The organism is Streptomyces sp. NBC_00005, assembly GCF_045160215.1.
In the GTDB taxonomy this organism is placed as follows: Bacteria; Actinomycetota; Actinomycetes; order Streptomycetales; family Streptomycetaceae; genus Streptomyces.
Map to the genome: position 1 here is coordinate 4199846 of NZ_CP108316.1, position 26468 is coordinate 4226313.

Annotated in this window: 24 protein-coding genes and 1 pseudogene; 17 read left to right on the forward strand and 8 right to left on the reverse strand. The window is 70.3% G+C overall.

Annotated elements, in window-relative coordinates:
* Positions 1-54: 54 nt before the first annotated feature.
* Entirely contained in the window at positions 55-651 is a 597-nt protein-coding gene (locus OG303_RS19165; RefSeq protein ID WP_405869621.1) for a DUF6542 domain-containing protein, read from the forward strand.
* Here the strand turns inward: OG303_RS19165 and ppgK are convergent, their stop codons facing one another.
* The gene (ppgK, locus tag OG303_RS19170; protein ID WP_405869622.1) at positions 652-1395 is read right to left on the reverse strand and encodes a polyphosphate--glucose phosphotransferase; all 744 of its coding nucleotides are present in this window, start codon (positions 1393-1395) and stop codon (positions 652-654) included.
* 29 nt (positions 1396-1424) lie between these two features.
* Complete coding sequence (locus tag OG303_RS19175; protein ID WP_405869623.1) at positions 1425-2435, reverse strand: 4-hydroxy-3-methylbut-2-enyl diphosphate reductase; 1011 nt, start codon at positions 2433-2435, stop codon at positions 1425-1427.
* Positions 2436-2540: 105 nt separating this feature from the next.
* On the opposite strand from OG303_RS19175, the pseudogene OG303_RS19180 reads away from it, so the two are divergent.
* From OG303_RS19180 to OG303_RS19195, 4 genes and pseudogenes are all read left to right on the forward strand, one after another.
* Positions 2541-3919, forward strand: a pseudogene (locus OG303_RS19180) (APC family permease).
* A gap of 194 nt (positions 3920-4113) precedes the next feature.
* Positions 4114-5322 (forward strand): exodeoxyribonuclease VII large subunit, encoded by a 1209-nt coding sequence (xseA, locus tag OG303_RS19185; protein ID WP_405869624.1) that lies wholly within the window; start codon positions 4114-4116, stop codon positions 5320-5322.
* Between the two features lie 9 nt (positions 5323-5331).
* On the forward strand, positions 5332-5565 hold the full coding sequence (locus OG303_RS19190; protein WP_405869625.1) for an exodeoxyribonuclease VII small subunit: 234 nt from the start codon (positions 5332-5334) through the stop codon (positions 5563-5565).
* Positions 5566-5709: 144 nt separating this feature from the next.
* Positions 5710-6300 (forward strand): malonic semialdehyde reductase, encoded by a 591-nt coding sequence (locus tag OG303_RS19195; protein ID WP_405869626.1) that lies wholly within the window; start codon positions 5710-5712, stop codon positions 6298-6300.
* A 104-nt stretch (positions 6301-6404) separates the two neighbouring features.
* Here the strand turns inward: OG303_RS19195 and OG303_RS19200 are convergent, their stop codons facing one another.
* Positions 6405-6926, reverse strand: a complete 522-nt coding sequence (locus tag OG303_RS19200; RefSeq protein WP_405869627.1) for a DUF4245 domain-containing protein — start codon at positions 6924-6926, stop codon at positions 6405-6407.
* Positions 6927-7053: 127 nt separating this feature from the next.
* Here OG303_RS19200 and glpX point away from each other — a divergent pair, with 127 nt between their 5' ends.
* Positions 7054-8088: a class II fructose-bisphosphatase gene (glpX, locus tag OG303_RS19205; RefSeq protein WP_405869628.1), complete on the forward strand. Its 1035-nt coding sequence runs from the start codon at positions 7054-7056 to the stop codon at positions 8086-8088.
* Between the two features lie 79 nt (positions 8089-8167).
* On the opposite strand, the gene OG303_RS19210 is transcribed toward glpX, so the two are convergent.
* Both OG303_RS19210 and OG303_RS19215 read right to left on the reverse strand, forming a co-directional pair.
* A complete protein-coding gene (locus OG303_RS19210) occupies positions 8168-8545 on the reverse strand; it encodes a WhiB family transcriptional regulator (protein ID WP_405869629.1) in 378 nt (125 codons plus the stop codon).
* A gap of 174 nt (positions 8546-8719) precedes the next feature.
* Positions 8720-9421, reverse strand: a complete 702-nt coding sequence (locus OG303_RS19215) for a DUF1707 domain-containing protein (RefSeq protein WP_405869630.1) — start codon at positions 9419-9421, stop codon at positions 8720-8722.
* Between the two features lie 164 nt (positions 9422-9585).
* Here OG303_RS19215 and OG303_RS19220 point away from each other — a divergent pair, with 164 nt between their 5' ends.
* From OG303_RS19220 to OG303_RS19230, 3 genes are all read left to right on the forward strand, one after another.
* Positions 9586-11253, forward strand: a complete 1668-nt coding sequence (locus OG303_RS19220) for a fumarate hydratase (RefSeq protein WP_405869631.1) — start codon at positions 9586-9588, stop codon at positions 11251-11253.
* A gap of 180 nt (positions 11254-11433) precedes the next feature.
* Complete coding sequence (locus tag OG303_RS19225; RefSeq protein WP_405869632.1) at positions 11434-12012, forward strand: SH3 domain-containing protein; 579 nt, start codon at positions 11434-11436, stop codon at positions 12010-12012.
* Positions 12013-12238: 226 nt separating this feature from the next.
* On the forward strand, positions 12239-13030 hold the full coding sequence (locus tag OG303_RS19230; RefSeq protein WP_405869633.1) for a DUF2690 domain-containing protein: 792 nt from the start codon (positions 12239-12241) through the stop codon (positions 13028-13030).
* A gap of 88 nt (positions 13031-13118) precedes the next feature.
* Here the strand turns inward: OG303_RS19230 and OG303_RS19235 are convergent, their stop codons facing one another.
* Both OG303_RS19235 and OG303_RS19240 read right to left on the reverse strand, forming a co-directional pair.
* Complete coding sequence (locus OG303_RS19235; protein ID WP_405869634.1) at positions 13119-13622, reverse strand: hypothetical protein; 504 nt, start codon at positions 13620-13622, stop codon at positions 13119-13121.
* On the reverse strand, positions 13619-14134 hold the full coding sequence (locus tag OG303_RS19240; protein WP_405869635.1) for a SigE family RNA polymerase sigma factor: 516 nt from the start codon (positions 14132-14134) through the stop codon (positions 13619-13621). Before OG303_RS19240 ends, OG303_RS19235 begins: the two co-directional genes overlap by 4 nt.
* Before the next feature lie 137 nt (positions 14135-14271).
* Here OG303_RS19240 and OG303_RS19245 point away from each other — a divergent pair, with 137 nt between their 5' ends.
* The 3 genes from OG303_RS19245 (at position 14272) to OG303_RS19255 (ending at position 18811) form a co-directional block, all read left to right on the forward strand.
* Positions 14272-15657, forward strand: coding sequence for a class II fumarate hydratase (locus tag OG303_RS19245; protein ID WP_405869636.1), 1386 nt, complete (start codon positions 14272-14274; stop codon positions 15655-15657).
* A gap of 72 nt (positions 15658-15729) precedes the next feature.
* Positions 15730-16431: a DUF402 domain-containing protein gene (locus tag OG303_RS19250; RefSeq protein ID WP_405869637.1), complete on the forward strand. Its 702-nt coding sequence runs from the start codon at positions 15730-15732 to the stop codon at positions 16429-16431.
* A 310-nt stretch (positions 16432-16741) separates the two neighbouring features.
* Positions 16742-18811, forward strand: coding sequence for a SpoIIE family protein phosphatase (locus OG303_RS19255; protein ID WP_405869638.1), 2070 nt, complete (start codon positions 16742-16744; stop codon positions 18809-18811).
* Positions 18812-18897: 86 nt separating this feature from the next.
* Here the strand turns inward: OG303_RS19255 and OG303_RS19260 are convergent, their stop codons facing one another.
* Positions 18898-21267, reverse strand: a complete 2370-nt coding sequence (locus tag OG303_RS19260; RefSeq protein WP_405877356.1) for a transglycosylase domain-containing protein — start codon at positions 21265-21267, stop codon at positions 18898-18900.
* A 256-nt stretch (positions 21268-21523) separates the two neighbouring features.
* On the opposite strand from OG303_RS19260, the gene OG303_RS19265 reads away from it, so the two are divergent.
* The 5 genes from OG303_RS19265 (at position 21524) to OG303_RS19285 (ending at position 26420) form a co-directional block, all read left to right on the forward strand.
* A complete protein-coding gene (locus tag OG303_RS19265; protein ID WP_405869639.1) occupies positions 21524-22441 on the forward strand; it encodes an SPFH domain-containing protein in 918 nt (305 codons plus the stop codon).
* Positions 22438-22695 (forward strand): hypothetical protein, encoded by a 258-nt coding sequence (locus OG303_RS19270; RefSeq protein WP_405869640.1) that lies wholly within the window; start codon positions 22438-22440, stop codon positions 22693-22695. The genes OG303_RS19265 and OG303_RS19270 overlap by 4 nt, the downstream gene beginning before the upstream one ends.
* 187 nt (positions 22696-22882) lie before the next feature.
* The gene (locus tag OG303_RS19275) at positions 22883-23407 is read left to right on the forward strand and encodes a PadR family transcriptional regulator (RefSeq protein ID WP_099934379.1); all 525 of its coding nucleotides are present in this window, start codon (positions 22883-22885) and stop codon (positions 23405-23407) included.
* On the forward strand, positions 23404-24090 hold the full coding sequence (locus OG303_RS19280; protein ID WP_405869641.1) for an ABC transporter ATP-binding protein: 687 nt from the start codon (positions 23404-23406) through the stop codon (positions 24088-24090). The genes OG303_RS19275 and OG303_RS19280 overlap by 4 nt, the downstream gene beginning before the upstream one ends.
* On the forward strand, positions 24087-26420 hold the full coding sequence (locus OG303_RS19285; RefSeq protein ID WP_405869642.1) for an ABC transporter permease: 2334 nt from the start codon (positions 24087-24089) through the stop codon (positions 26418-26420). Before OG303_RS19280 ends, OG303_RS19285 begins: the two co-directional genes overlap by 4 nt.
* Positions 26421-26468: the final 48 nt, after the last annotated feature.

The window sequence follows — 26468 nt, forward strand, 5'->3', positions numbered from 1 at the left end:
CCATCGGCGTGTCTGACGGGCGATTGGGCACATAAGCCGACCTAAGTTGGTCCGGTGGAGCAACACAGGACGCGACCCCCGCACGACGGTACGCAACGCGGCACGCCCCCGCTGCCCCCACAGGCGAAGCGCGGCACGGGCGGCGGTGGCGCGGCGGATGCTGCGCGACCCGCACAGCGCCCTGCGCCGGCCCGTCCGACGGACCGACCGTCGGGCGTACGGCGGCCCGGGGCGCCGCTGGTCGAGGCCGTGCGGCGGATGCCCAATCCGCGGCTGACCGGGCTTGGCGGGGGCCTGTTCTGCGGGGCGCTGATGTTCGTGCTCGGCTGCCTGGACCAGCTGCTGCTGGGGGCGTCGCTGACCGTGTACGGCGTGCTGTTCCTGCCGGTGTGCCTGCTGACCGCGATCTGGGTGCGCAAGGGCGACCTGGTGACCGCGCCCGTCGTCGTACCGATCGCCTTCGCGGTGGGTCTGCTCCCCGTGGCCGACAGCAGCGGCGGGCTGCTGGGCCGGCTGATGGGACTGGTGACGGCGCTGGCCACGCAGGCCGGATGGCTGTACGGGGGGACGCTCGTCACGGGTGTGATCGTGACCGTGCGGAAGGTCAGCCTGATGCGGCACCGCGCCGACCGGCGCCGTCCGTCTGCCTGACTAGCCCTCCGCGGCGTGCATCGCCGCCCCCACGATCCCCGCGTTGTTCTGCAACTGCGCCGGGACGATCTCCGCCTTGATGCCCTCGATGAAGGGCAGGAACTTCTGGGACTTACGGCTGACGCCGCCGCCGATGACGATCAGTTCGGGCGAGAACAGCATCTCGACGTGGGCGAGGTACTTCTGCACCCGGTGTGCCCAGTGCTCCCAGGTCAACTCGCCGTCTTCCTTGGCCTTGCTGGAGGCCCGCTTCTCCGCGTCGTGGCCGTGCAGCTCCAGGTGGCCCAGCTCGGTGTTGGGCACGAGGGTGCCGTCGACGAACAGGGCGCTGCCGATGCCGGTGCCGAAGGTCAGCAGGATGACCGTGCCCCTGCGGTCCTTGCCCGCGCCGAAGTGCATCTCGGCGACGCCCGCCGCGTCCGCGTCGTTGACCACCGTCACCGGGAGGCCGCCCAGCCGGTCGCTGAACAACGCGCGCGCGTCCGTGTCCACCCAGCTCTTGTCGACGTTCGCCGCCGTGCGGATGGTGGATCCGCCGGTGACCACGCCGGGGAACGTGAGACCGACCGGGCCGGTCCAGCCGAAGTGGTCGACGACCTCCTTCACGCCGTCCGCCACACCGTCGGGCGTCGCCGGGTTGGGAGTGAGCACTTTGCAGCGCTCCTCCGCCAGGTCGCCCTTGTCCAGGTCCACAGGGGCGCCCTTGATCCCGGATCCGCCGATGTCAACACCGAAGATCTGCATGGCTCTACGTTACGACGGACGACTGACAGTCACTCGGCCGAGGTACCCCTACGTTCCGCGATCAGGGCCGCCGCTTCCTCGCGGAGGTCGCGGCGCAGCTCCTTGGGCAGCGAGAACGTGATGGACTCCTCGGCCGCCTTGACGAGCTCGACGTCCTCGAACCCGCGCTGCGAAAGCCACTCCAGGACCTGCTCGACCAGGATCTCGGGGACGGAGGCGCCGGAGGTGACGCCGACCGTGGACACGCCCTCGAGCCAGGCCTCGTCGATCTCGTCGGCGAAGTCCACGAGGTAGGCCTCGCGGGAGCCGGCGAGCTTGGCGACCTCGACGAGCCGTACGGAGTTGGAGGAGTTCTTAGAGCCGACGACGATCACCAGCTCGGCCTCGGCGCCCATCTGCTTCACCGCGAGCTGACGGTTCTGCGTGGCGTAGCAGATGTCGTCGCTGGGCGGGGAGATGAGCTGCGGGAACTTCTCCTTCAGCGCGTCCACGGTCTCCATGGTCTCGTCGACCGAGAGGGTGGTCTGGGACAGCCACACGATCTTCGACGGGTCGCGGACCTCGACCTTGGCGACGTCCTCGGGCCCGTCGACGAGCGTGATGTGGTCGGGGGCCTCGCCGGAGGTGCCGATGACCTCCTCGTGGCCCTCGTGCCCGATCAGGAGGATGTCGTAGTCCTCCTTGGCGAAGCGGACCGCTTCCTTGTGGACCTTGGTGACCAGCGGGCAGGTCGCGTCGATGGTGGCGAGACGGCCCTGCTGGGCCTCTTCGTGGACGACGGGAGCCACCCCGTGCGCGGAGAACATGACGATGTTCCCCTCGGGGACCTCCTCCGTCCGCTCGACGAAGACGGCGCCCTTCTTCTCCAGGGTCTGCACGACGTACTTGTTGTGCACGATCTCGTGCCGGACATAGATCGGAGCCCCGTACTGCTCCAGGGCTTTTTCGACGGCGATCACGGCGCGGTCCACACCCGCGCAGTAGCCCCGGGGAGCGGCGAGCAGGACACGGCGGCCAGGCGAAGCAGTCATGCGAACCATCGTAAGGCCGTGTCCGGCGAGTCAAAGATCGCGCCCTGGGGAGACTGGCCGGATAGCGGGAGGGGTGGGGAAGGACACTACGGGCGAGGCACTGGCGGAGGCATGATGTCCGGCACCGGCACGGCGGCGCGCACCACCGACGAGCGGGACGACCTGCGGCGCAGCCTCGGATTCCGGGATCTGGTGGTCTACGGGCTGCTTTCGTCGCCCCCATGGCGCCCGTCGGCGTGTTCGGCACCCTGGACGCCAGGTCGCACGGTGCCGTCGCGCTCGTCTACCTCGTCGCCACGGTCGCGATGGCGTTCACCGCGTTCAGCTACGCGCAGATGGTGCGTGTGATTCCGCGGGCGGGGTCGGTGTTCGCCTACGCGCGCGTGGCGCTCGGGAAGGAGGCGGGCTTCGTCGCAGGCTGGATGGCGATGCTGGACTATCTGCTGATCCCGGCGGTCGCCTATCTCTTCTGCGGGATCGCGATGAACTCCCTTGTGCCGGAGGTCTCCCGGTGGGCCTGGACGGCGCTCGCGGTCGTCGTCACGACGCTGCTGAACCTGTGGGGCGTGCGCGCGGCTGCCCGGGTGGGCTTCCTGGTGCTGGCGATGGAGATCGTGGTGCTGGTGGTGTTCGCCGTGTCCGCGGTGGTGGTGCTGGCGCGGGACGGGGCCGAGCGGAGCTGGCTGTCGCCGCTGTCGGGGGACGGTACGCAGGGGGCGTTCGCGCTGTCGGCGGTGATCGGCGCGGTGTCGGTCGCCGTGCTGTCGTATCTCGGCTTCGATGCCGTCGCCACGTTCGCGGAGGAGGTCACGGGCGGGTCGGAGAAGGTGGCGCGGGCCGTGCTGTTGTGTCTTGCGCTGGCGGGGGTGCTGTTCGTGGCGCAGACGTATCTGGTGGCGCTGCTGGAGCCGGCGACGTCCGCGCAGCTGGCCGCCGATCCCGGGAAGCAGGCGTCCGCGTTCTACGACGCCGTGGACGTGTCGGTCGGTACGTGGCTGCACGATCTGGTGGCAGTGAGCAAGGCGATCGGGGCGGCGTTCGCGGCGCTGGCCGGGCAGGCGGCGGCGGGGCGGTTGCTGTTCGCCATGGGGCGGGATCGGCGGTTGCCCCGGGGGCTGGCGAAGACGGATGCCGGGGTGCCGCGGGTGGCGCTGCTTTGTGCGGCCGTGATCACGATGGTGGCGGCGGTGTGGGCGGCTCGGCGGGACGACGGGATGGATCGCCTGGTGTCGGTGGTCGACATCGGGGCGCTGACTGCCTTCACGTTGCTGCACGCGAGCGTGGTGGGGTGGTTTGCGGTGCGGCGGGCCGGGGGGCCGGTGGTCTGGTGGCGGCTTGTGGTGGTGCCGGTCACCGGCGCGGGCATCACGGTTGCGGTGATCGTGGCGGCGTCCGGGGCTGCGCGGGTGGTGGGGGTGGTGTGGTTGGTGGTGGGGCTTGGGGTGTTGGTGTGGCAGCGGGGACGGCCTGGGGGTGGGGGTGTTGTGGGGTGACGGTCCGGGGTTGGTTGCGGGTCCTCGGCCTTTCCCCGCCCCCGCCCGATCGGCCTGAACGGCCTCGCCCCCAAACGCCGGACCAGCTGATGGATCCTGCCGACCGACGCCAAGAGACCCCCTCTCGTCCTCACGCCCCCGACCGACCGGATCGGCCGGCCTGCGTTGTCAGTCGTGGCCGTTACTCTCGCGGCATGGCTCTCAACACGTCCGCAGAAGCTCCGCTGCCCGTTGGTGAGGTCTCGCGGCTCATCGGGGGGTGGATCGATCGGCTGGGGGCCGTCTGGGTCGAGGGGCAGATCACTCAGTTGTCTCGGCGGCCCGGTGCCGGTGTCGTGTTTCTGACCTTGCGGGATCCGTCGTACGACATCTCCGTCAGCGTCACGTGCTATCGGCAGGTCTTCGACGCCGTGGCCGACGTGGTGAGCGAGGGTGCGCGGGTCGTCGTACTCGCGAAGCCGGAGTGGTACGCGCCGCGGGGGCAGTTGTCCCTGCGGGCCACCGAGATAAAGCCCGTGGGGGTCGGTGAACTGCTCGCCCGGCTCGAGCAGTTGAAGAAGACGCTCGCCGCCGAGGGGCTGTTCGCGACCGAGCGGAAGAAGGCCCTGCCCTTCCTTCCCCAGCTCATCGGGCTCGTCTGCGGCCGCGCCTCCGCCGCCGAGCGGGACGTCCTCGAGAACGCCCGGCACCGCTGGCCCGCCGTCCGCTTCGAGGTGCGCAACGTCGCCGTGCAGGGCGTACACGCCGTCCCGCAGGTCGTGCAGGCCGTGAAGGAGCTCGACGAGACCGGCGACGTGGACGTCATCATCGTCGCGCGCGGCGGCGGGAGCGTGGAGGATCTCCTTCCCTTCTCCGACGAACAGCTCGTGCGCGCCGTGGCCGCCTGTCGTACGCCCGTCGTGTCCGCCATCGGGCACGAACCGGACAATCCGCTGCTCGACCACGTCGCCGACCTGCGGGCCTCCACCCCCACCGACGCCGCCAAGAAGGTCGTACCGGACGTCGGGGAGGAGCACGAGCGCGTCGAGCAGTTGCGCCGTCGCGCGCGGCGGTGTGTCGAGGCCCTCATCGAGCGGGAGGAGCGCGGGCTCGCCCACGCGCTGGCCCGGCCCTCGATAGAGGATCCGCACCGGATGATCGACGAGCGGGCAGATCATGTCGCATCGCTGGTCGACCGTTCGCGGCGCACGCTCCGGCATCTCCTCGACCGCGCCGACTCCGAGCTGACGCACACGCACGCACGCGTGGTGGCCCTCTCCCCCGCCGCCACCCTGAAGCGTGGATACGCCGTACTGCAGAAGGCCGACGGGGAAGTCGTCCGCGCGCCGGACGAGGTGACGGCGGACGAGACGCTGCGGGCGCGGGTCTCGGAGGGTGAGTTCGTGGTTCGAGTCGATGCATAGGGTGGGCGGATGACCAGCAAGGTGGATGAGGCGCTCGGCTACGAGCAGGCGCGGGACGAGCTGATCGAGGTAGTACGGCGGCTCGAGGCGGGCGGTACGACGCTCGAGGAGTCCCTCGCGCTCTGGGAGCGGGGCGAGGAGCTGGCCAAGGTCTGCCGGCGCTGGCTGGACGGGGCGCGGGCCCGGCTGGATGCGGCCCTCGCGGAGGAGGAAGCCGAGGCAGGCGACGGCGACAGCGAGTAGCCGGCGCGGTGAGCCGATGTGAAGCGGATCACCACGCACCGGTTTTTGTTGAAGGTTGAACCTTCCTTCGCGTACCTTCATGTGGTCAGCCGATCCGGACCGCGGTCCGGTACGGACCCAGGCGCACCCCGAGGAAGTCCACGCATGTCTCTCGTTCTTGACCCCGCCGCCCAGGACCTGCTGTTCCGCGAGGCGCGCACCGCGAACACCTTCACCGACGAGCCGGTGACCGACGAGCAGGTGCAGGCGATCTACGACCTGGTCAAGTACGGGCCGACCGCCTTCAACCAGTCGCCGCTGCGCATCACCCTGGTCCGCTCCGCGGAGGCCCGTGAGCGCCTGGTGAAGCACATGGCCGAGGGCAACCAGCCGAAGACGGCCACCGCCCCGCTGGTCGCGATCCTCTCCGCGGACAACGAATTCCACGAGGAGCTGCCGGCCCTCTTCCCGCACTTCCCGGCCGCCAAGGACGTCTTCTTCGCCGAGCGTCCGGCCCGTGAGGGTGCCGCCGGCCTGAACGCCGCCCTGCAGGCCGCCTACTTCATCATCGGCGTCCGCGCCGCCGGTCTCGCCGCCGGCCCGATGACCGGTCTCGACTTCGCGGGTGTCCAGAAGGAGTTCCTGGACGGCGACCACACCCCGCTGATGGTCGTCAACATCGGCAAGCCGGGCGAGGACGCCTGGTTCCCGCGCTCCCCGCGTCTGGAGTACGACGAGGTCGTCACCACGGTCTGATCGGCCCCCGTGCGAGGAAGGCCCCCCGGCGGCAACGCCAGGGGGCCTTTCGCATACACAGGTCCCGTACGCAGATCCAGGACGCGGATCCCGTACACGGACGCCTAAGCGAGCTTCAGCGCCCGCGCCATCTCCGTCAGCTGCGTGAACGAGCCCGTGCCCGCGACCACCGTCGTCGAACTCTTGCCCGGGAGCACGAGGGCGTCGTAGCGACCGCCGGTGTAGCGCGTCCAGGTGCGGCCGTCGATCTCCTGGGTGGCCTTCGTCGCCTTCGCGCCCTGGCTGGCCTCGTCGATGAACGTCGACGCCTTCTGAGTCGACTGCTCGATCTGTACGTACTGGTCGTCGGGGCTGTGGAAGCCCAGGTGCCAGGCGTCGAAGGCGTCGCCCTGGAAGCGGACCGAGGTCGCCTTCCAGTCCTTGGACAGGCCCTCGGGCGCGGCCACCGGGTAGGACGCGGCACGGCGCGCCGTGAGCAGCTCGACGCGATAGTCGACCGGCTTGATGTCCGGAGGCGAGTCGTCGTGCGGGATGAAAACGTAGATGAGTGCCGCCGCGATCCCGATGAGGCCCAGGGAGAGAATCATGTCCCGGACCGTCTTCTGCTTACCGTTCGAACCTGCCACGCCCCCTATCGTCGCAGGTGCGCGGTCCGCTCATCCGTGGGGTCCCCTGCTCATTTTGTCGGACTGACGATAGAGTCGTGGGTCGAACCCTCATCCGGCCGTCGTCGTATCAGAAAGGTGCGTTCCGATGACCGAGAATCACCACTTGCCGTCCGAGCTCGAAGTCCCCAGCGAGGCCCCCGACCGCAACCTCGCCCTGGAGCTCGTCCGGGTCACCGAAGCAGCAGCGATGGCCGCGGGCCGCTGGGTCGGGCGCGGCGACAAGAACGGCGCCGACGGTGCGGCGGTGCGCGCCATGCGGTCCCTCGTCTCCACCGTGTCGATGAACGGCGTGGTCGTCATCGGGGAGGGCGAGAAGGACGAGGCCCCGATGCTCTTCAACGGCGAGCGCGTCGGTGACGGGACCGGGCCGGAGTGCGACATCGCCGTCGACCCGATCGACGGGACGACGCTGACCGCCAAGGGCATGCCGAACGCCATCGCCGTGCTGGCCGCGGCCGACCGCGGCTCGATGTTCGACCCGTCCGCCGTCTTCTACATGGACAAGCTGGTCACGGGCCCCGAGGCCGCCGACTTCGTCGACATCGACGCGCCCGTGTCCGTGAACATCCGCCGGGTCGCCAAGGCGAAGCGCTCCACGCCCGAGGACGTGACCGTGGTGATCCTCGACCGGCCTCGGCACGAGGGGATCATCAAGGAGATCCGGGAGGCCGGTGCGCGGATCAAGCTGATCTCCGACGGCGACGTCGCCGGTTCGATCTACGCGCTGCGCGAGGGCACCGGCGTCGACATGCTGCTCGGCATCGGCGGTACGCCCGAGGGGATCATCTCGGCCTGTGCGGTGAAGTGCCTGGGCGGGACGATCCAGGGCAAGCTGTGGCCGAAGGACGACGAGGAGCGGCAGCGGGCGATCGACGCAGGGCACGACCTCGACCGGGTACTGACGACGGACGACCTGGTGTCCGGGGAGAACGTGTTCTTCGTCGCCACCGGTATCACCGACGGCGAGTTGCTGCGGGGTGTGCGGTATCGGTCGGAGACCGCGACCACCGACTCGATCGTGATGCGGTCGAAGTCGGGGACGGTTCGGCGGATCGACTCCGAGCACCGGCTCAGCAAGCTGCGGGCGTACAGCGCGATCGACTTCGATCGCGCGAAGTAGCGCCTGAACACTCGCCCGGCGTCAAAAGGGGCGCCCCCTGGTGCGGTAGGGGGCGCCCCTTTTGTGCGCGGGTGGCGGGCTAGCCCGCTGCTGCTATGCGGTCCGGTGTGTGGGCCGCCTTTTTCAGTTCCATGTCGCGGCGCCGGCGCCGGGCCAATACGACTCGGCGTTCGGCGGCCGTGAGGCCGCCCCAGACTCCGTACGGTTCGGGTTGCAGCAGCGCGTGCTCGCGGCACTCGACCATGACCGGGCAGCGGGCACAGACGCGCTTGGCCGCCTCCTCGCGGGAGAGCCGCGCGGCGGTGGGTTCCTTGGAGGGTGCGAAGAACAGGCCGGCCTCGTCGCGCCGGCACACCGCCTCGGTGTGCCATGGAGCGTCTTGGTCCCTGTCCCGCACTGGCACCCGCTGGGCCGGAACGGCAGCTACCTGCAGGGACGAATGCGGCGGTTGCAGCACGGTCTACTCCTGACGACGGCTTCGCGAGCGAGCGACGATGCAGCAAGGCCTACCCGCTGTGCGCGTGCCTATGCACTGAGTTCCGAACCGCTGGATTTCGGGTGCGTGTGAGCGCCTGTGGACCCCGACCGCGGGTGGACCAATTCCCTTCGGACGCGGCCGGATTCACAACCGTCAACGATCCAGGTGTTTGCGCAAAGTCTTGTCGACCTTGTGCTGAACGCGATCGAGAATGTCCGCGACGAGCTTGCCCCGCTTCGGCCGCGCCTCCACGTTGCCCAGGACGGCCCACCCGTCGACATAGACGACCGGGGCGTCCGGATCGGTCGAATCGAGGGTGTCCACCTCGAAGTTGCCGAGTACGCCGCCGCCGGTGCCGCGCAGCGACACGTTCTCCGGGACGCGGACCTCGACGTTGCCGAAGACCGAGATCGTCTTGATCACGACCTGCTGGTACTCGAAGAGCGCCTCGCTGAGGTCGATTTCCACGGTGCCGAAGATCGCGTACGCGTGGATACGGCGCCCGGCGCGCCAACGGCCCTTGCGGGCGGCGCTGCTGAACACCGCCACCACGTTGTCGTCCGGGTCCGCCGGGATCGCGCCCACCGTGGGGCGGTTCGGGGCCGCGGCGAACGCGGGGGCCGCGCGGTACTGATGGGCGGCGGGCAGGTCCCGTATGAAGACCTCCAGCTCGCCGACCGTCTTGGCGGCGAGCACACCCTCCACGCGCTCGGCGTGCTCGTCGGCGGTCAGGCGCCCTTCGGCCAGGGCGTCGCGCAGGATGTCGGCGATGCGGTCACGGTCGGCGTCCGAGGCGCGCAGTTCGGAGACGCGCGGTGCCGGGGCCTGTTGCTGGGCGCTCTTCTGAAGGTCCACGACAGCAGCGTACCGAAACGCGATAGATCGCGACTAGGGGTGTGGACAACCCGCGCGCGGCGAACTGAGCCTTACCTCACAAGCCCGCCGCCGGTGGCAGGTTCTACGCTGGTGAGCGCCGCCAATGGAGGCGGCCGCTGTCTGTCGAGTGAGGAATGGGCGAGATGCCTGAGTTCGCGTACACCGATCTGCTCCCCATGGGAGAGGACACCACCCCGTACCGGCTGGTGACCTCCGAAGGTGTGTCCACCTTCGAGGCCGACGGGCGGACGTTCCTCAAGGTGGAGCCGGAGGCGCTGCGCAAGCTGGCCGCGGAGGCCATCCACGACATCCAGCACTACCTGCGCCCGGCCCACCTGGCCCAGCTGCGCCGCATCATCGACGACCCCGCGGCGTCGAGCAACGACAAGTTCGTGGCCCTCGACCTGCTGAAGAACGCGAACATCGCGGCCGCGGGCGTCCTGCCCATGTGTCAGGACACCGGCACGGCGATCGTCATGGGCAAGCGCGGACAGAACGTGCTCACCGAGGGCGGCGACGAGGCGGCCCTCAGCAAGGGCATCTACGACGCCTACCTGAACCTCAATCTGCGCTACTCGCAGATGGCCCCGCTGACCATGTGGGACGAGAAGAACACCGGCTCCAACCTGCCGGCGCAGATCGAGCTGTACGCGACCGACGGCGGCGCCTACAAGTTCCTGTTCATGGCGAAGGGCGGCGGCTCCGCCAACAAGTCCTTCCTGTACCAGGAGACGAAGGCCGTCCTGAACGAGTCCTCCATGATGAAGTTCCTGGAGGAGAAGGTCCGTTCGCTGGGTACGGCCGCCTGCCCGCCGTACCACCTGGCGATCGTCGTCGGCGGCACGTCCGCCGAGTACGCGCTGAAGACCGCGAAGTACGCCTCCGCGCACTACCTGGACGAGATCCCGGCCGAGGGTTCCGAGCTCGGCCACGGCTTCCGGGACAAGGAGCTGGAGGAGAAGGTCTTCGAGCTGACGCAGAAGATCGGGATCGGCGCGCAGTTCGGCGGTAAGTACTTCTGCCACGACGTGCGCGTGGTGCGGCTGCCGCGGCACGGCGCCTCGTGCCCCGTCGCGATCGCCGTGTCCTGCTCCGCCGACCGGCAGGCCGTCGCGAAGATCACGGCGGAGGGCGTCTTCCTGGAGCAGCTGGAGACGGACCCGGCGCGGTTCCTGCCGGAGACGACCGACGAGCACCTCGACGAGTCCTCCGACGTCGTGCGCATCGACCTCAACCAGCCGATGGACGACATCCTCGCCGAGCTGACCAAGTACCCGGTGAAGACCCGGCTTTCGCTCACCGGCCCGCTGGTCGTGGCCCGTGACATCGCGCACGCCAAGATCAAGGAGCGGCTGGACGCGGGCGAGGAGATGCCGCAGTACCTGAAGGACCACCCGGTGTACTACGCGGGCCCGGCGAAGACCCCGGAGGGCTACGCGTCCGGTTCCTTCGGCCCGACCACGGCCGGCCGCATGGACTCCTACGTCGAGCAGTTCCAGGCCGCCGGCGGTTCCAAGGTCATGCTCGCCAAGGGCAACCGCAGCAAGCAGGTCACGGACGCGTGCGACGCGCACGGCGGCTTCTACCTCGGCTCCATCGGCGGCCCGGCCGCCCGCCTCGCCCAGGACTGCATCAAGAAGGTCGAGGTCGTCGAGTACGAGGAGCTCGGCATGGAGGCCGTCTGGAAGATCGAGGTCGAGGACTTCCCGGCGTTCGTCGTGGTCGACGACAAGGGCAACGACTTCTTCCAGGATCCCGCGCCCGCGCCGACGTTCACGACGATTCCGGTGCGCGGGCCCGGGCTGGCGTAGCGTCCCGGGATGCCGTACGACATCGCCGTACGGCATCGGTGAATGTGTTGAAGCCCCTGGATGCCGTCCCACTTCGTCCCAGGAACGGGTGGGACGGCATCTTTGTGAACTTCGCCGGAAACGCTCCGTGCTGACTGGATCACAGCCCGTGATCCGCAGGTCAACTCGGAGGGACATCCCATGATTCGACGCACACTGCGCGGTGGTCTCGTGGCCGCGATCGCGGTCGTCGCCGTCTTCCCGGTGGCGGCCGTAGCCTCCGCCGGGCCGGCCGCGCAGGCCCACGCCTGGAACTCCACTCCCCCGCAGGTCTCCGCGCCCGGGTGGCAGCCGGCCGGCGCGCCGGCCGCGCTGCCCGGCGTGCCGACGGCGCAGAAGCGCCACGGCCACCACCACGCGTGCCACCACGCGAAGACCCACGCCCGCCGCCACCACCTGAAGAAGCACGCCCGGCGGCACACCGTCACCCGCTCCGGCTACTACCGCCGCCTCCCGTACCTCCACGGCATCCGGCACATCGTCACGACCCACACCTGGGGCAACGTCACCACCCGCCACCTGCGGCTGAACGTCCGGTCCGGGCCGGGCACCGGCTACCGCGTCGTCGGCTCGCGGCCGGCCGGCGGCAGTGTGGCCCTCACCTGCAAGGTGCTGGGTTCGGGCGTCCGGGGCAACCAGCGCTGGTACCGGCTCCCCCACCACAAGGGCTACGTCTCCGCCCGCTACGTGCACAACCGCAGCACCGTCCGCTGGTGCTGACGGCCCCTCGACCGCACCACTGATGATCACCGGTACCTTCCGGCGGGCCACGGAAAGCCCGCCGGGAGGTACCGGCAGGTAAATCGGCCGATCACACCTACGGATGGCGTAACCGCAGGTCAACTCCCCTTCATATTCCGGTGATCGCGGTATGGCCGGGCACCGCCGCCGGGAACACATCAGGGCGGCCACCCCGGTACGGCGAGGGAGCGAGATGGAGAGCCACGTGACGGTCAAGAGGCAGCCGCTGCCCGACGCGTCGCAGGACGAAGGGCGGCTCCTGACGGAGCGGCTGGGTGCCCTCAAGCAACGGACGGGGCTGAGCCTGGCCGCACTGGCCACCGTCACCCCGTTCAGCAAGTCGACCTGGCACCGCTATCTGCACGGCGACCAGTTCCCGCCCCGGGCGGCCGTCATGGCGCTCGGCCGGCTCGCGGAGGCCGACCCCGGCCCGCTGCTCGCCCTGTGGGACTCCGCCGCCCGGGCGCAGGCCTGCGAGGCGACCACCACGAAACGGGAGCCGGTCCCGCCCGCGCCGCCCGCCGCCGTACGGTCCCGCCGCGTCCGCCGGCCGAGCCGCGCCGTCGTCGCCCTCGCCACCATGGCCGCCACCGTGGCGGTCACCGCCGGCGCAGCGGACGTACTGGAGCCGACAGCGGCCAGAACGGCCGCCTCCTGCCACGGTGGCGACTGCCAGGGGGAACTGCCGACCTCCGAGACCTGCGGCCGCGACGCGCGCACGGAGAGCAGCGCCGTCAGGGCCGGCGAGGTCGTGCTGCTGCGGTTCTCTCCCTCCTGCGCCACGGTCTGGTCCGAGCTGCGCACGCGGGCGGGCGGCGCGCGGGAGATCTCGATCAGGTCGGGCCAGGACGAGCTGTCCGCGGAGTACCCGGGCCACCGGTCGGACGGGTACAGCAGCCCGATGCTGGCGGCGTCCGACCCGCGCGGGGCGCAGGCGTGCGCCGAGGTGGCCCAAAAGCCCGCGTGCACCGAACGGTTCGGCGTTCCTGGCCACTGACGGGCCCGAGGTGAGTGCGGGCCGCCACCGCCCCTTCCGGCAGCGCTACCGGGAGGGGTGGCCGTGTCTCAGGGCCGGTTCAGCCGGTTCAGCCGGCGCAGATCGTCAGGTTGACCGTGTCGCCGGGCTTGACGATCTTCGGTGTGTGCGGGTCCAGGCCGACCACCGACCCCGGCTTGCAGCCCTTGACGGCCTTCTTGCTGACGGTGCCGAGCTTCGTCTGCGTCTTCAGGAGGTACGACTTGGCGCCTTCCAGGTCGAAGTTCGAGAAATCGATCGGGAAGGGACGGCCCTCGGAGAAGCCGTACAGCATGGTGGTGGCGTCGCTCGAGACGGCCGTGCTGCTCGCGGCGGGCCGTGCCCCCTGGTGCGTGCCGCCGGTCATGGAGGCCAGGGCCGTCCCCCCGCCTGCCACGACGATCGCGGTGGCGACGGCGGCAATGCCCACCGCCCGTCGGCGACGGGTGCGGCGCACCATCGCGGGCGCGTCGAACTCGGGCGAGTCGGCGGAGTCGGCGTAGCTGTTCATGGCGTTCATCAGTTCCTCTTCGAAGGGTGTGCAGCCGGAGGGCCGCGCATCGTACGAAGTCATCGGGTTCCTCCCTGGGGCTGCCGCGATGAAGGGTCGGAGAGTGCGGGGAACTGGCCTCTGAGCTTCTCGATCCCCCGGGCCAGCTGGGAGCGCACCGTGCTCGGCGAGATGTCCAGGTCGGCGGCGATCTCGGCGTCCGAGAGGTCGTGGAAGTACCGGAGCACCACCACCGTCCGCATCCGCATGGGCAGTTGCTGCAGTGCGCGCACCAACTGGTCCCTGCTGTCGACCTGTCCGTACTCGTCGCCCGGGGCGGCCCGCTCGGCGCCGTCCGCCTCCGGGACCGTGCGGCGGAAGCGGCGCCAGCGGTCGTTGGCAAGGTTCACCATGATCCGCCGCACATAGGCGTCCGGGGCGTCCTTGGCGGAGATCGTGCGCCACTTGCGGCAGGCCCGCTCCAGGGTCTCCTGGACCAGGTCCTCGGCCGCGTCGCGGTTTCCCGTCAGGACGAGGGCCCCCCGGAACAGCGCGGCCGACCGGGCGGCGACGAAACCGTGGAAGTCGGTCTCCACACGCTCCTCCCTTCCTGTCACCCCTCCTCGACGTGGACGCACCCTCATCTGCTGCACGCCCGCGATGAGACCTGGGTCACAGCCCCGGGTGGAGCACAGCGCGGAACAACCCCACCCTTCCGATCGCTGTTACCGGCATGAGCGAATACCGGATCGAGCACGACTCCATGGGCGAGGTACGCGTCCCGGCCGACGCCAAGTGGCGGGCCCAGACCCAGCGCGCCGTCGAGAACTTCCCCATCTCCGGGCAGCGCATCGAGCGGGCCCACATCGAGGCCCTCGCCCGGATCAAGGCGGCCGCGGCGAAGGTGAACGCACGTCTGGGGGTGCTCGACAAGGACATCGCCGAGGCCGTTCAGGAGGCGGCCGGGGAGGTAGCCGAGGGGCGGTGGGACGAGCAATTCCCCATCGACGTGTTCCAGACCGGGTCCGGCACCTCGTCGAACATGAACACCAACGAGGTCATCGCCACCCTCGCGAGCGAGCGGCTCGGCAGGGACGTACACCCCAACGACCATGTGAACGCGTCCCAGTCGTCCAACGACGTCTTCCCCTCCTCCATCCACATCGCCGCCACCGCCGCCGTCACCCGCGACCTCGTCCCGGCCCTGGAGCATCTCGCCGCCTCGCTGGAGCGCAAGGCCGAGGAGTTCGGCGACGTCGTGAAGTCCGGGCGGACCCATCTCATGGATGCCACGCCGGTGACCCTGGGGCAGGAGTTCGGCGGATACGCGGCCCAGGTCCGGTACGGCGTCGAGCGGCTGCGGGCCTCCCTCCCCCGCCTCGCCGAGCTGCCCCTCGGCGGCACCGCCGTCGGCACCGGCATCAACACCCCGCCCGGTTTCTCCGCCGCCGTCATCGAGGAGGTCGCCCGCGCCACGGGCCTCCCGCTCACCGAGGCCCGCAACCACTTCGAGGCGCAGGGCGCGCGGGACGGGATCGTCGAGACCAGCGGGCAGCTCAGGACCATCGCCGTCGGACTGACCAAGATCGCCAACGATCTGCGCTGGATGGCGTCCGGGCCGCGGACCGGGCTCGCCGAGATCGCCCTGCCCGACCTCCAGCCGGGCTCGTCCATCATGCCCGGCAAGGTCAACCCGGTGATCCCGGAGGCCGTGCTCATGGTCGCCGCCCAGGTCGTGGGCAACGACGCCACCGTCGCGACCGCCGGAGCCGCCGGGAACTTCGAGCTCAACGTGATGCTGCCGGTCATCGCCAGGAACGTCCTGGAGTCGGTCCGGCTGCTCGCCAACGTCTCCCGGCTGCTCGCCGACCGGACCGTCGACGGGATCACCGCGAACAGGGAGCGGGCGCGCGAGTACGCCGAGTCCTCGCCCTCCGTGGTCACTCCGCTCAACAAGTACATCGGGTACGAGGAGGCCGCCAAGGTCGCCAAGAAGGCTCTGGCACAGCGCAGGACGATCCGCCAAGTCGTCCTGGAGAGCGGGTACGTGGAGCGCGGCGACCTCACGGTGGAACAACTCGACGAAGCGCTGGATGTCCTGCGGATGACGCATCCGTAACCTTTTGCCGCGCCGCCGCGAACCGTGACGCGCGCCGCAGCGTCGTATGCCTATGGCACCTAATATCTGTGCATGGCAGAGGGTGGAGCGGTGAGAGCGGAAGTGGCAGCGGGCCGGCCGGCGGGACCGGGCTTCTGGGCGCCCGGGACACAGATCCTGTGGCGCTACCGGGAGAACGCCGGCGAGGGCATCCACATCGCGCGCCCCGTCACCGTCGTCCGGGACGACGAGGAGCTGCTGGCCGTCTGGCTGGCGCCCGGGACCGAGTGCGTGAAGCCCGTCCTCGCCGACGGCACCGCCGTGCACGTCGAACCGCTCGAGACCCGCTACACCAAGCCCCGCACCGTCCAGCTCGACCGCTGGTTCGGCACGGGCGTGCTGAAGCTCGCGCGGCCCGGTGAGCCCTGGTCGGTGTGGCTGTTCTGGGAGCCGGGCTGGCAGTTCAAGAACTGGTACGTGAATCTTGAGACGCCGCTGGTGCGTTGGGGCGGCGGGGTCGACTCCGAGGACCACTTCCTCGACATCTCCGTGCACCCGGACCGCAGTTGGCACTGGCGCGACGAGGACGAGTTCGCGCAGGCGCAGCGGGACGGTCTGATGGACGCTTCGGTCGCCGAGCAGGTGCGGGAGGCGGGGCGGTCCGCGGTGGAGGTGATCCGCGCCTGGGGCCCGCCGTTCTCCGACGGCTGGCAGCACTGGCGCCCGGATCCGTCCTGGGCTGTACCGTCTTTGCCGGAGGACTGGGACCGTACGCCCGCGCACGTGTCCACATGAGACCCTTGCTGCGCCCCCGGTCCACAACCGTAGGATCGTCCTCCGCAAGGGCGCGCAACGGCAACTCCCGGAGCATGCGCTGGGCTTGACCGATCGTCACCGAGGGGCGGCAGGACGTGAGCGAGGGGTACGAGGGCAGCATCGGTACGAACCGCAGACGGTTCGCCGGTGGCACAACAACAGCCTCTGACCACGCGGGAATTCCGTTCCGGGGACACGTATTCCGGGTATCGGGATTCCTGCGGGACGAACTGCGCTCACGATGCGCAGCCCCGGACGGACGGATTCGACACGCGTGACGGAGCACCCCATGTCCTTCGAGCGCCCGCAGCCGGGCGCCGACCCCGCGGACCCCCGCGGGGCGCTCCTGCACACCCCGACGCCGGTGCCCCCGTCCCCCGCGGCCGCCTTACCCGCACAGGGACGCACCGGGGAGACACCCTCGACGCCGGGTACGGCCACGCCGTGCGGCAAGGGAAAGGATCCGGCCTCGCCCTCCTCCGACATCACCGGCCCCGAGCACTCGCAGCCCGCAGCCGTCGAACCGGGCACGCATCGCCCTCGACCCGTGCCCGAGGCCGTCCCGGACCGGGCGCAGGACACCGGCGGCCAGGAGCGCCGCACCGGGCAGGGAGTGGCTCCCGGGCAGCCCACGCCGATGCGGCGGGACGGCGACCGGCTGCGGTTCGTGGGCGCCGCGACGCGGCGGATCGCCCGCGGCATCGACCTCGACGAGATCGTCATGGGGCTGTGCCGGGCGACCGTGCCGACGTTCTCCGACGCGATCCTCGTTTATCTGCGCGACCCGCTGCCCGTCGGCGACGAGCGGCCCACCGGACCGCTCCTGCTGCGTCTGCGGCGCACCGACCGGATCCCGGCGGAGCGGGACACCGAGGGCGGGTTCTCGCCCGGCCTCCAGCCGGAGCCGTCGGAGATCTCGGAGCTCGACGCGGTCGGCGCCGAGCTGTGCGAGGTGCGGCCGGGCAGCGCGCTGGCCGAGGTGCTGCGCGGGGTGCGCCCGGTGTTCACCGACTCGCCCGCCGCCCATGCCGCCCTGCCCGAACTCCTGGGCGAGGGTGGCGAGTTCCTCGTACCCGGCGGGCAGCGCGCGATCCTCGCCCCGCTGCGCGGCCGGCGCCGCGTGATCGGTGCCGCGCTCTTCCTGCGCCGCCCGGAGCGCATCGCCTTCGAGGCCGACGACCTCCTGGTCGCCGCCCAGCTCGCCACGCACAGCGCGCTCGGCATCGACAAGGCGGTGCTGTACGGCCGCGAGGCGTACATCGCCGACGAACTCCAGCGCACGATGCTGCCGGAGACGCTGCCGCGGCCCACGGGCGTGCGCCTGGCGTCCCGCTACCTGCCCGCCGCCGAGACCGCGCGGGTGGGCGGCGACTGGTACGACGCGATCCCCCTGCCCGGCAGCCGGGTCGCGCTGGTCGTGGGCGACGTGATGGGCCACTCCATGACGTCGGCCGCCATCATGGGCCAGCTGCGCACGACCGCGCAGACCCTCGCCGGTCTCGACCTGCCCCCGCAGGAGGTCCTGCACCACCTCGACGAACAGGCGCAGCGCCTCGGCACCGACCGCATGGCGACCTGCCTGTACGCCGTCTACGACCCCGTCTCGCACCGCATCACCATCGCCAACGCCGGCCATCCGCCGCCGGTCCTGCTGCACCTGGGCGGCCGCGCCGAGGTGCTGCGGGTGCCGCCGGGGGCGCCGATCGGGGTCGGCGGCGTCGACTTCGAGGCCGTGGAACTGGACGCGCCCGCCGGGGCCACCCTGTTGCTGTACACGGACGGCCTGGTGGAGTCCCGGCTGCGGGACGTGTGGACCGGCATAGAGCAGCTGCGCGAGAAGCTCGCCGCGACCGCGCAGCTGACCGGACCCGACCATCCGCCGCCCCTCGAGGCCCTGTGCGACGAGGTGCTCGACATGCTCGGCCCGGGCGACCGGGACGACGACATCGCGCTGCTCGCCGCCCGCTTCGACGGGATCGCGCCGAGCGACGTGGCGTACTGGTTCCTGGAGCCCGAGGACGCGGCACCGGGGCGGGCGCGACGCCTCGCCCGGCGCGCGCTGTCCCGCTGGGGCATGGAGGACCTCAGCGACTCCGTGGAGCTGCTCGTCAGCGAGGTCGTGACGAATGCCGTGCGCTATGCCACCCGGCCGGTCACGCTACGGCTGCTGCGCACCGACGTGCTGCGCTGCGAGGTCGGCGACGACGTGCCGCAGCTTCCCCGGCTCCGGCAGGCGCGGGCCACGGACGAGGGCGGCCGTGGGCTGTATCTGGTGAACCGGCTGGCCCGGCGGTGGGGGGCGACCCGGCTGAGCACCGGGAAGGTCGTGTGGTTCGAGCTCGGCAGAGGTGCGCCGTAGGGGCGAGCCCCGCTTCGGAACTGCCAAGGGCGCCCGGCATCTCGCCGGGCGCCCTTGGCAGTTGTCCGTCCCTACCTGTTCGGGTACTACCTGTTCGGGTCGAGCGGATCCACCGGATCCTCGCCGTCCGTCGGGGTCGAGGTCGGGGTCGAGGTCGGAGTCGTCGGTGTCTGCGTGGGCGTCTGCGTCGGTGTCTGCGTCGGCGTCTGCGACGGCGTCTGCGACGGTGACTCGCTCGTCGGTGTCTGGCTGGGCGTCTGGGTCGGTGTCCTGGTGACCGCCGGCGTCCAGGTCGGCTGGACCGCCGCGCCCTGGGTGGTCTCCAGGTCGAACTTGGTGTTCTTCGCGGAGACGCCGAAGGTGTACGCCGCCCAGATCTGCGCCGGGAAGCCACCACCGTTGACGCGGGGCTGTCCGCCCGCCTTGTACATCGAGACCTGGGCGCCGGACTTCTTGGACTCGCCGAACAGGCCGACCGAGGTGACCAGGTCGGGCGTGTAGCCGGTGAACCAGGCCGACCGGTTCTCGTCGGACGTACCCGTCTTGCCGGCGACCTTGCGGCCGTCGCGGTTGACGTTGTCCCGCACCGACACCTTGGCCGTACCGTCGTCGACCACGCCCGTCAGCACCGAGGTGACCGTGTCGGCGGCCTCGCGGCTGACGATCTGGCCGCCGATCGGGTTCGGCAGGGTGACCTCGCGCTTGCTGTTCTCGACCGACTTGATGATGGTCGGGGTGACCTGCCTGCCGTGGTTGTCCAGGGTCGCGTACACGCCGGCCATCTGCAGCGGGCTCGCGCCCATGGTGCCGAGGGTCTGCGCGGGCACCGACTTGAGATCAGCGGTGTCCATGCCCATCTGGCTGGCGACCTTGAGCACCTTGTCCATGCCGACGTCGACGCCCAGCTGCGCGAAGACGGAGTTGACCGACTTGTTCATCGCCGTCTGGACGGTGATGTTGCCGTAGTTCTGGTCGTCCTCGTTCTCCGGGGCGAAGCCGACCTTGGTGCCATCGTCCACGACCGGGCGCTTGCTGGTGCCGTCGTAGATCGTGTTCGCCGTGATGGCCTTGCCGGCCTGCGTCTTGGCGTCCTCGTCCAGGGCGGCGGCGAGGATGACCGGCTTGAACGTCGACGCGGGCTGGTAGTCCGTGCGGGTCGCGTTGTTGCGGTAGTGGTCGTAGTAGCTCTTGCCGCCGTACATCGCGACGACCGCGCCCGTCTTGGGGTTCACGGACACGGCACCGGCCTGGACGTCCGCGTCGACCGAGCGCTTCTTCGGGTCGAGCTTGCTGGTCAGCTGCGACTTGGCGGACTTCTCCAGCGCCGCCTGCTTCTTCTTGTCGATGTTGAGCGTGATGGTCCAGCCGCCGGCCTTGACCATCGTCAGGGCGTCGTTGATGTTCTCCGCGGTGCCCTGGGCGACCAGCCGCTTGGCCAGCTGGTTGTTGGCCGCGTCGACCAGGTAGCCGGTCTGGCCGGCCATGCCGGGCGCGGCCTTGGGTGCCTTGGGGGTCGGGAACTTCATGTCCGCGCGCTTGGCCTTGTCCAGCCAGCCCTCCTCGACCATGTTGTCGAGGACGTAGTTCCAGCGCGCCTTCACCAGCTCCTTGCCGGTGTCGGTGGCGATCGCCCAGTCGTACTGGTTCGGCGCCTGCAGCAGCGCGGCGAGGTAGGCGCCCTGCTGGACCGAGAGCTTCTGGGCGTCGACGCGGTAGTAGGCCTGCGCGGCGGCCTGGATGCCGTACGCGCCACGGCCGTAGTAGCTGGTGTTGATGTAGCCCGCGAGGATGTAGTCCTTGGACTTCGTGCGGTCCAGCTTCAGCGAGATGACCAGTTCCTTCAGCTTGCGCGTGACGGTCTGGTTCTGCGTCAGGTAGTAGTTCTTGACGTACTGCTGGGTGATCGTCGAACCGCCCTGCGCGCCCTTGCCGGACAGCGTGTTGAGCAGACCGCGGGCGGTGCCCTTCAGGTCGACGCCGTTGTCCTTGTAGAAGGTCTTGTTCTCGGCGGCGACGAAGGTCCGCTGGACCGGCTTCGGCACCTTGGACAGGTCCACGATCTCGCGGTTGCGCTCACCGTCGCGGGTCAGCAGCGAGCCGTCGCTGTACTTGTAGACGTTGCTCTGCAGCGTCGCGTCGGCGTTGCCCTTGGGTATGCCGATCATCATGTACAGGGCGACGAACGCGCCCATGCCGAGGAGGCACACGGCGAAGAAGGACCCGACGATCTTCTTCCAGGTGAACAGCCGGCGTATGAAGCTCTTGCCGTCCTTGCCACCCTTGGCGTCCTTGCCCCGGCCCCTGCCCTGGGCCGCCCGGCGTGCGGCGGCCCGGCCGCCGACGACCGTGACCGGCTCCTCCGGGGAGATGGTGGATACCCCTGCCGCGGACGAGCGCGTGGGCGCCGCGCGGCGCCCGCCGCGCTGTCGCGCTCGTCTGTCTTCCGCCCGTCCCATGAGTCCGATCCGCTCCGCTTCGTTCATGTGTGCTCACACGTCACACAGGTTCGCCGCTCAGGTCAGCTCAGAAAGCTAACACCGGGAGATGTGGCAAAGGTCCACCGATCCGGCCTTTTGCGGACGTGACAATGAGCACCCGCTTCAACGGAACCGACGATCGGGAGGGGTTCAGGGTTGCCCTGCCGGGTAAAGTGATATCACTTAGCTAGACAGGCGCTTTCACAAGAAGGCGCTACGAGAACGGGGGCCACCCATGTCCATACCCGACTCCACAGCCACCGCCGACGTACCGGAGATGCCCGCGCCGCGGGTGCGGGAGACCACCGCGCACAGCATCGGTGGCGCGCTCGCGCTGCTGCTCGGACTGCTCGGACTCCTGGTCGCCGTCGTCCTGTTCGCGGCCGCCTCGGTCAACCCCCTCTTCGCCGTCGGCGGGGTCGTCGTCCTCATCGCGGCCCTCATCTCGCTGCGCGGGCTCAACACCGTGGCGCCCGGCGAGGCGCGGGTCGTGCAGCTCTTCGGGCGCTACCGCGGCACGATCCGCCAGGACGGCCTGCGCTGGGTGAACCCGTTCACCTCGCGCACAAAGATTTCCACCCGCGTACGCAACCACGAGACCGCGGTCCTCAAGGTCAACGACGCCTACGGCAACCCGATCGAGCTCGCCGCGGTCGTGGTCTGGAAGGTGCGCGACACCGCGCAGGCCACGTTCGAGGTGGACAACTACCTCGAGTTCGTCGCCACACAGACGGAGGCGGCGGTCCGGCACATCGCCATCGAGTACCCCTACGACGCCCATGACGAGGGCGGACTCTCGCTGCGCGGCAACGCGGAGGAGATCACCGAGAAGCTCGCCGCCGAGCTGCACGCGCGCGTGGAGGCGGCCGGTGTGCAGATCATCGAGTCCCGCTTCACGCATCTCGCGTACGCTCCCGAGATCGCCTCGGCGATGCTCCAGCGGCAGCAGGCCGGCGCGGTCGTCGCGGCCCGGCGGCAGATCGTGGACGGAGCGGTGGGCATGGTCGAGGCGGCCCTCGCGCGGATCTCCGAGCGGGACATCGTGGAGCTGGACAACGAGCGCAAGGCGGCGATGGTGTCCAACCTGATGGTGGTGCTGTGCGGGGACAGGGCGCCGCAGCCCGTGCTCAACACCGGGACCCTGTACCAGTGACGGTTCCCTCCGGGGGGTCGGACCCCCAGCGTCGGCCGCAGCAGCGCAAGCAGGTGCTGCTGCGGCTGGACCCGTCGGTGTACGAGGCGTTGGCCCGGTGGGCCGGGGACGAACTGCGGTCCGCGAACGCGCAGATCGAGTTCCTGTTGCGACGGGCTCTCGCCGACGCGGGGCGGTTGCCCGGGGAGGCCGGGCCGCTGCCCCGTCGTGGCCGACCCCCCGGGGGCTCCGCCCCCGGACCCCCGTCGGCCTGAACGGCCTCGTCCTCACACGCCGGACGGGCTGGGAGTTGCCGTACGGCCTCGAAAGGCGACCGGTCGGGCTCGGCGGCTGTTGCAGAACCATGACAATCGGCCCCCACCTGCGCACTCCCACACCCGGCCATGATCTACACACAGTGCGTATACACGAGGCGTATACACCGTGTGTAGAGTGCTCCGCATGTCCATCGGTCACACCCTTCTAGGGCTCCTGGAGTCCGGGCCCCGCCACGGTTACGACCTGAAGCGGGCCTTCGACGAGAAGTTCGGTCACGATCGGCCGCTGCACTACGGCCAAGTCTACTCGACCATGTCCCGCCTGCTGAAGAACGGCCTCGTCGAGGTCGACGGCATAGAGGCCGGCGGCGGGCCCGAGCGCAAGCGGTACGCGATCACCGACGCCGGGATCACCGACGTGGAGCGGTGGCTCGCGACGCCGGAGGCGCCCGAGCCGTATCTGCAGTCCACGCTGTACACCAAGGTCGTCCTCGCGCTGCTCACGCACCGCGACGCGGCAGACATCCTGGACACCCAGCGCTCCGAGCACCTGCGCATGATGCGGATCCTCACCGACCGAAAGCGCAAGGGTGATCTGGCCGACCAACTGATCTGCGACCACGCCCTGTTCCACCTAGAGGCCGACCTGCGCTGGCTGGAGCTCACCGCCGCGCGCCTCGACAAGCTCGCGGAGGCGGTGGCCAAGTGACTCCCGCAGGTTCTCTGCTCGTCGCCGACGGGCTGCACAAGGTGTACGGGCCGACCACCGCGCTCGACGGTGCCGATTTCTCCATCCACCCCGGTGAGGTCGTCGCCGTGATGGGCCCCTCCGGGTCCGGCAAGTCCACGCTGCTGCACTGTCTCGCCGGGATCGTGACGCCCGACTCGGGGTCGATCACGTACAACGGGCGCGAGATGGCGACCATGCCCGACGCCCAGCGCAGTGCGCTGCGCAGGTCCGAGTTCGGGTTCGTGTTCCAGTTCGGGCAGCTCGTGCCGGAGCTGACGTGCGTCGAGAACGTCGCCCTTCCGCTCAGGCTGAACGGCACCTCCCGCAAGGAGGCCGAGCGGACCGCGCTCACGTGGATGGAGCGGCTCGAGGTCGACGACCTGAGCAAGAAGCGGCCCGGTGAGGTCTCCGGCGGCCAGGGGCAGCGCGTCGCGGTCGCCCGGGCCCTGGTCACCAACCCCCGCGTGCTGTTCGCCGACGAGCCGACCGGCGCGCTCGACTCGCTCAACGGCGAGCGCGTGATGGATCTGCTCACGGACGCCGCCCGGTCCACCAACGCCGCCGTCGTCCTTGTCACGCACGAGGCACGGGTGGCCGCGTACTCGGACCGCGAGATCGTCGTACGGGACGGCAAGTCGCGGGACATGGAGCGCATCGTATGAAGGTGCGGCAGTGGGCCAGGGATCTGGCCATGGGGGTTCGGTTCGCCTTCACCGGCGGACGCGAGGGCTGGGTCCGGGCCCTGCTGACGGCCGTCGGCGTCGGGCTCGGGGTGGCGCTGCTGGTGCTCACCACGGCGATACCGAACGCGCTGTCCGAGCGCGACCGCCGCGGAAGCTCCCGGGACGACTTCACGTACAGCGGGAAGGTGCTGCCGAAGGCGGACGACACGCTGGTCGTCGCCCGTACCGACACGACGTTCCGCAGCAAGGACGTACGCGGCCGGTTCGTTGAGCCCGAGGGCACGCGGGCGCCGCTGCCGCCGGGGGTGGAGAAGTTCCCCGCGAAGGGCGACATGGTCGTCTCGCCGGCGCTCGAGGAACTGCTCAAGTCCGACTCCGGCAAGCTGCTGCGCGAACGCATCCCCTACCGCGTCGTCGGCACCATCGGGCACTCCGGACTGATCGGGCCCGCCGAACTCGCCTACTACGCGGGCGCCACGGGGCTGGAGGACCACCTGGCCGGTGGCAGCGTCGAGCGCATCAACTACTTCGGGCCCTCCTCCAGGCAGCAGCAGGACGAGCTGGACCCGACCCTGATCCTGCTCATAATGATCATCTTCGTGGTGCTGCTGCTGCCGGTCGGCGTGTTCATCGCGGCGGCCGTGCGCTTCGGCGGCGAGCGCCGGGACCGTCGGCTCGCGGCGCTCAGGCTGGTCGGCGCGGACGGGCGGATGGCGCGCCGGATCGCGGGCGGAGAGGCGCTCGCCGGGGCGCTGCTCGGGCTCGTCTTCGGCACCGGCTTCTTCCTGGTGGGGCGTCAGCTGGCGGCCCTGCTCGACGTGCGGGACATCAGTGTGTTCCCGAGCGACCTCAACCCGTCGCCCGCGCTCGCCGCGCTCGTCGTCGTCGCCGTGCCGGCCGCGGCCGTCCTGGTGACGCTGTTCGCGCTGCGCGGGGTCGTCATCGAACCGCTCGGCGTGGTCCGTACGGCGAAGCCGCCGCGGCGCCGGCTGTGGTGGCGGCTGCTGCTGCCGCTGGGCGGCCTCGCGCTGCTGTACCCGATGATCGGCCAGGGCAACAACAACGGGAACTTCAACCAGTGGATGGTGATCGGCGGCACCGCACTGCTGCTGGTCGGCGTCACCGCACTGCTGCCGTGGATCGTCGAGGCCGTGGTGGCCCGGCTGAACTCCGGCTCGGTGTCCTGGCAACTGGCCGTCCGCAGGCTGCAGTTGAGCAGTGGCACGGCCGCCCGCATGGTCAACGGCATCGCGGTCGCGGTGGCCGGGGCGATCGCGCTGCAGATGCTGTTCGCCGGGGTCGAGCACGACTACACCAAGGAGACGACCAACGACCTGAACCGGGCTCAGATGGAGGTCTCCGTGAGCGGCGACGTACCGCTGGCCGAGGCCGGCCGGCGGCTCGGGCGGACCGAGGGCGTGCGCCGTGCGTCGGCCGTCACGCTGACCTCGGTCGGAGAACGGGCGAAGGAGCCCCAGACCGAGCTGGAGGTGGCCGTCGGCACCTGTGCGGAGCTGCGCGAGGTGGCGCGGCTGCCGTCCTGCCGGGACGGCGACATCTTCCGGATCCTCGGCGGCGAGTACGACAGCGAGACCAAGAAGGTCACCGAGCCGGGCGGCACCCTGTACTTCGACCCGTCGTACAGCGGGACGACGAGCCACCCGGTGGCCTGGAAGGTGCCCTCCGGCATGAAGACGGCGGGGCACCGCGAGGATCCGACCGGCTATGAGCGCAGCGGCCTGCTGATCACCTCGGGCGCGCTCCCCGCGGGCGCGTCGGCCGACGTGAGCCAGAAGGTGTTCCTCTCGCTCGACCCGTCGGTACCGGACGCAGCCGACTACGCGCGCAACACCGCCGCGCGGCTGGATCCGATGGCGGACGTGTTCACCTTGGCGGCCAGCACGCAGACGCAGGAGTTCCGGTCCATCCGCACCGGGCTGTTCGTCGGCGCCACCTGCGTCCTCCTGCTGATCGGCGCGAGCCTGCTGGTCTCCCAACTGGAGCAGCTGCGCGAGCGCAAGAAGCTGCTGTCGTCGCTGGTCGCCTTCGGCACCCGGCGCCGCACGCTGAGCATGTCGGTGCTGTGGCAGACGGCGATCCCGATCGCGCTGGGGCTGCTGCTGGCGTCGGCCGTCGGACTGATGCTGGGCGCCGTGCTGCTGAAGATGGTCGGCGCCACGGTGAGCGTGGACTGGGCGAGCGTGCTGTCGATGACGGGCATCGGCGCAGGCGTCGTCCTCGCCGTGACGTTCCTCAGCCTGCCCCCGCTGCTGCGGCTGATGCGCCCGGACGGTCTGCGCACCGAGTAGACCGAGCAGGCCGTACGAGGGCCCCTCCCCAGGACGGGGAGGGGCCCG

Coding starts and splice junctions, on each gene's coding strand:
- OG303_RS19265 (WP_405869639.1), top strand. CDS start 21,524: ATGTCCATACCCGACTCCACAGCCACCGCCGACGTACCGGAGATGCCC.
- OG303_RS19225 (WP_405869632.1), top strand. CDS start 11,434: ATGATTCGACGCACACTGCGCGGTGGTCTCGTGGCCGCGATCGCGGTC.
- glpX (WP_405869628.1), top strand. CDS start 7,054: ATGACCGAGAATCACCACTTGCCGTCCGAGCTCGAAGTCCCCAGCGAG.
- OG303_RS19275 (WP_099934379.1), top strand. CDS start 22,883: ATGTCCATCGGTCACACCCTTCTAGGGCTCCTGGAGTCCGGGCCCCGC.
- OG303_RS19190 (WP_405869625.1), top strand. CDS start 5,332: ATGACCAGCAAGGTGGATGAGGCGCTCGGCTACGAGCAGGCGCGGGAC.
- xseA (WP_405869624.1), top strand. CDS start 4,114: ATGGCTCTCAACACGTCCGCAGAAGCTCCGCTGCCCGTTGGTGAGGTC.
- OG303_RS19235 (WP_405869634.1), bottom strand. CDS start 13,622: ATGACTTCGTACGATGCGCGGCCCTCCGGCTGCACACCCTTCGAAGAG.
- OG303_RS19245 (WP_405869636.1), top strand. CDS start 14,272: ATGAGCGAATACCGGATCGAGCACGACTCCATGGGCGAGGTACGCGTC.
- OG303_RS19250 (WP_405869637.1), top strand. CDS start 15,730: ATGGCAGAGGGTGGAGCGGTGAGAGCGGAAGTGGCAGCGGGCCGGCCG.
- ppgK (WP_405869622.1), bottom strand. CDS start 1,395: ATGCAGATCTTCGGTGTTGACATCGGCGGATCCGGGATCAAGGGCGCC.
- OG303_RS19220 (WP_405869631.1), top strand. CDS start 9,586: ATGCCTGAGTTCGCGTACACCGATCTGCTCCCCATGGGAGAGGACACC.
- OG303_RS19175 (WP_405869623.1), bottom strand. CDS start 2,435: ATGGTTCGCATGACTGCTTCGCCTGGCCGCCGTGTCCTGCTCGCCGCT.
- OG303_RS19195 (WP_405869626.1), top strand. CDS start 5,710: ATGTCTCTCGTTCTTGACCCCGCCGCCCAGGACCTGCTGTTCCGCGAG.
- OG303_RS19255 (WP_405869638.1), top strand. CDS start 16,742: ATGTCCTTCGAGCGCCCGCAGCCGGGCGCCGACCCCGCGGACCCCCGC.
- OG303_RS19260 (WP_405877356.1), bottom strand. CDS start 21,267: ATGGGACGGGCGGAAGACAGACGAGCGCGACAGCGCGGCGGGCGCCGC.
- OG303_RS19285 (WP_405869642.1), top strand. CDS start 24,087: ATGAAGGTGCGGCAGTGGGCCAGGGATCTGGCCATGGGGGTTCGGTTC.